Annotated in this window: 4 protein-coding genes and 1 pseudogene; 3 read left to right on the top strand and 2 right to left on the bottom strand. The window is 41.0% G+C overall.

The features are described from left to right. Positions 1 to 1,330: 1,330 nt before the first annotated feature. Together QUA20_RS31440 and QUA20_RS31445 are read left to right on the top strand one after the other, a co-directional pair. Positions 1,331 to 1,618: a hypothetical protein gene (locus tag QUA20_RS31440; RefSeq protein WP_333194249.1), complete on the top strand. Its 288-nt coding sequence runs from the start codon at positions 1,331 to 1,333 to the stop codon at positions 1,616 to 1,618. 9 nt (positions 1,619 to 1,627) lie between these two features. Beyond that, the gene (locus tag QUA20_RS31445) at positions 1,628 to 1,972 is read left to right on the top strand and encodes a transposase (RefSeq protein ID WP_333194250.1); all 345 of its coding nucleotides are present in this window, start codon (positions 1,628 to 1,630) and stop codon (positions 1,970 to 1,972) included. Between the two features lie 258 nt (positions 1,973 to 2,230). On the opposite strand, the gene QUA20_RS31450 is transcribed toward QUA20_RS31445, so the two are convergent. Then, the gene (locus tag QUA20_RS31450; RefSeq protein WP_333194252.1) at positions 2,231 to 3,037 is read right to left on the bottom strand and encodes an ISAzo13-like element transposase-related protein; all 807 of its coding nucleotides are present in this window, start codon (positions 3,035 to 3,037) and stop codon (positions 2,231 to 2,233) included. Then, positions 2,956 to 3,459, bottom strand: coding sequence for a hypothetical protein (locus QUA20_RS31455; RefSeq protein ID WP_333194251.1), 504 nt, complete (start codon positions 3,457 to 3,459; stop codon positions 2,956 to 2,958). The genes QUA20_RS31450 and QUA20_RS31455 overlap by 82 nt, the downstream gene beginning before the upstream one ends. A 64-nt stretch (positions 3,460 to 3,523) precedes the next feature. On the opposite strand from QUA20_RS31455, the pseudogene QUA20_RS32255 reads away from it, so the two are divergent. Then, positions 3,524 to 3,634: pseudogene (locus QUA20_RS32255) on the top strand (ISAs1 family transposase); the annotation flags it as partial. Positions 3,635 to 3,710: the final 76 nt, after the last annotated feature.

Raw genomic sequence — 3,710 nt, forward strand, 5'->3', positions numbered from 1 at the left:
CTACATAGCGATGATTCGGATCATGGTCAGACGACTCGCATAATTTTTAACTTGCTTTGACTTTTAAAACATCCTCTAAGCTAGGATTATTGTTTGCTGTTTGAGGATTTCTCGTAAATTTTCTACAGATTCGGTAATCTTTATATGAGGACGACCAGACATTGTAATGCTCTCCTTTACTTTGAACATAAGTCTATCACATCTTTAAAAAAATGGTATGACGTGTTTGTTGACATAATTAAACACCAGAGATCGATGCAAACCCTGACAAATAAACCCCGACCAATAAATCAAATCACAGGGTGGATTAATTGTCAGAGGATAAATGTATCATAGAAGAGGTGATTGGGTCTGACCCGAGCGATCAGACTATCCTTAATTGGTACATAGCGTAATGAATTTAATTGAAGCTATTATTGCAGTTCCCGAAAATCGACATCCAAGAGGCATCAGACATCCCTTATGGCTGATACTAACAATAATGTTATTGGGTAGTTGTACATGATAGTGGGGGTATAAACCATTAGTTGATTTTACCAAAAATCATCGAGCAACTCTCATAAACTTATTCAACCTCTCCAGGGATATTCGCTTCCCATCAGATTCAACTTTTAGAAATATAATTCACTCATTAGATTTTGAGATTCTTGCCGTTATTTTTAATGTATGATCCCAACAGAAATTACCAATTCTCCCTGGAGAATTGATGGCAATTGACGGAAAAACCATCAAAAGTACCTTAGTCGCTGGCAATACCTCTTACAAAAATTTTGTGAGCATGGTTTCTGTTTACAGTCACGAGCGCAAATGGGTAGTCCAACATACAGCAGATTGCAGGTAAATAGAGTACACTGAAAAATAGTATATTAATAGCAGTAATGAAACCATTACCGATCGAACTTCGAGAAAAAGTGGTCAAAGCTTACAAACAGGGTAACACATCTATTAGAAAACTAGCTATCAGATTTGATGTCAGTAAGTATGATTGTTGAACGACTATTAAAGCGCTACCAACTTACAGGAGATATCCAACCACGTCCTCAGAGGATGTTTTAAAAGTCTGGTCAGGTATAATTTAGCCCTGATGATTGGGCTTAACTGAGACGATAAATCAAGGTTTGGGCCCATACTTAGATGCTTCTTTGTGCCAACTATGAGGTCAAACGACCCTTTTAAAACATCCTCTCAATGTGGAAGCCAGAAAAGTGAGTTGAATGGATATTCAAGTCAGCTGCATGAGCTAGTAAAAAAATATCCAGAGAGCATCGTTGTCAGAAGATTGTGAATATTGGGGTAATATTTACGGGCAATGGGTAAGTCCTAGTACCATGTGCCGAGAATTAAAAAGGCTGGGATTAACTCAAAAAAAAAGACACTACTCAGTAGTCAAGCGGCAACAGACCGGGTGCAAAAATTAAGAGGAGAATACTGGAAAAAAGTGAAGAATATAGCTCCAGAGAACCTGGTTTTTCTTGATGAAATGGGGGGTTTACTCGGTTTGACTAGAAATTATGCTCGCTCACCTCACGGTACGAGAGTATCTGATTTAAAACCATTTTATCGGGTGCGAAAATCACAGCAATTGGAGCTATTAGTATTAAAAAAGTGTTGGCATTAATGACGATGAATGACTCAATGGATGGCAAAGCATTTGAAGTGTTTACCCTTAAACTTTTTAGTGCCGGAACTTTGGGTAGGAGCGGTAGTAGTAATGGATAATCTGCCAGCACATAAAATGGCTTCTATTGCACCGATGATTGAAGCAGTTGGTGCAAGTATTATTAACTTATCACCGTATTCTCCCGATTTTAATCCCATGGAATTATGGTGGTCACAACTTAAGTCTTTTCTGCGTAAGTTTACTCCAGCTACTACAAAAATGATTGATACCTTAATTGCCGCCGCACTAGATTTAATAAATCCTCAACATTTAAAAAACTGGTTTACTAAATGCTGTTACTGTCATCTATAAACCTGCAATCTGCTGTAGCTCAAGAGAACCTGGCTTTTCTGGATGAAATGGGGGTTTTACTCGGTTTAAGTAGGAAGTATGCTCGCTCACATCACGGCACTCCTAGTATGTGATTTAAAACCATTCTATCGGGTGCAAAAATCACAGCAATTGGAGCTATTAATATTAAAAAAGTGGTGGCATTAATGACGATGAATGACTCAATGGATGGCAAGGCATTTGAAGTGTTTAGGGAGTTGCAAGAAAATAAGGTACCAATCAACCGGGGACAATCGTGATATCCCATTTGGGCAATGTCTCAGAACGCTGCCAGAAAGGATGGTAGTGTTCTAACTCAGTTGGTAGGACTTTAATGCCTTTGTCATAGATGGTTTCGACGTGATGCACAATTGGTGCAATGCCCTTCCAAGTCATATTGGCAGCCCACTGTATAGCGGCTTCAACCGAGTCTAAAATTACGCCGTTCCAATAATTTTCTAGGGCAGCCCAACAGCGTTCAATGGGATTGTACTTGCTATGGTAAGGAGGATAGTAAATCAGTCGGATTTTTACATCAATCGCTTTGGATAGTTCAACCATGCGTTTGATAAATTGCGTTCGGTCACTACGAGTTGCTGCACCACCATCAAGGTCAATCACCCATTCTGAGATATCGGGATAATCCAGTTGATTGTCTTTCCACCAAGCGGTTAAACAATCGACGATAAAATCACTGGTTTCAGCCGACTGACCCATATAAATCGATAACTGTTCGCTGTGGGTGTTGAGAATGCCAAAGGGGACTAAAACCGACTGCCAGTGGGTATCGTGGTCATCAGCCTTCTTTGGTTCCAACGTCCGTGCCTTACCACCTCTCGACAGGTTGCCAATCTTGACCTTGGCTTTGGTATCAATCGACACTCGCAACGAGTGGGGATTTTCATCCGATGCCTGATTCTGTTGGAACACATTCTCGAAAATAGCATCGGTTTGAGCAATCTTTTTCAGGGGTTTCGTTTTTTGTGTTTTTTTAGGCGATACCCCAAGCGATTGAGAATTTCGCCCGTTGTCTGGCGAGAGGGTAATTCGCTCTCTCTGTAGCCAGCTTTACTCACTAATGCCTCTGGCACTGCTCTGGCACTGATACGCGCATATAAAAATGTAGATTGCAATTTCGGGTCGGCTTGGGCTTGCGTGTCCACCAAAGAGCCGATATCTGCTTCTAGGTTGGGCACCACTTGTTCACTTTTGTGTCGTCCCCTGGCTTGATAGTTATCCACACAGATGAGTCCTGTTCGCCGTTCATTTAACCCCAGTTGTACGCTCTGGCGATTCCACCCCATGACGGTTTCCGCTTTGCGCGCCGACCCATCGAAGTAATCTTCGGTGACCTTGGCCATGAAGTCTCGTTTACGGTATCCCGTAAGTTTCTCACTGGCATCCTTGAACGTAGCTTTAACGGTTGCGTCGAGTATCATCCTTCTTTGAGTCAAGTGTGATTGGAGCAAGAGCGTCGCCTTTTTTTGTCTCCTCTTCTCTAGAGTGACTGGTATTCTATTTTCCCGCAAGTCCCTTAGTGCTTGGGCGACCCGTAAAAGATTAGTTTTAGGACAAGTTAAGGTTGATAAAAAATCTAATGAAATCACAGCTATTCCGGCTTTACTCAAAGTATTAGAATTAAAATATAGCGATCGTAAATGATTTGTAAATCACAAATCATGTATAATGAGGACGTAAATCTAAGTAGGAGTTTAGATGT

The organism is Microcoleus sp. Pol7_A1, assembly GCF_036701085.1.
Taxonomy (GTDB): domain Bacteria; phylum Cyanobacteriota; class Cyanobacteriia; order Cyanobacteriales; family Microcoleaceae; genus Microcoleus; species Microcoleus asticus.

Bases quoted from the DNA above. Each gene is read 5' to 3' on its own strand.
- QUA20_RS31445 (WP_333194250.1), top strand. From the start codon at position 1,628: ATGACTCAATGGATGGCAAAGCATTTGAAGTGTTTACCCTTAAACTTT.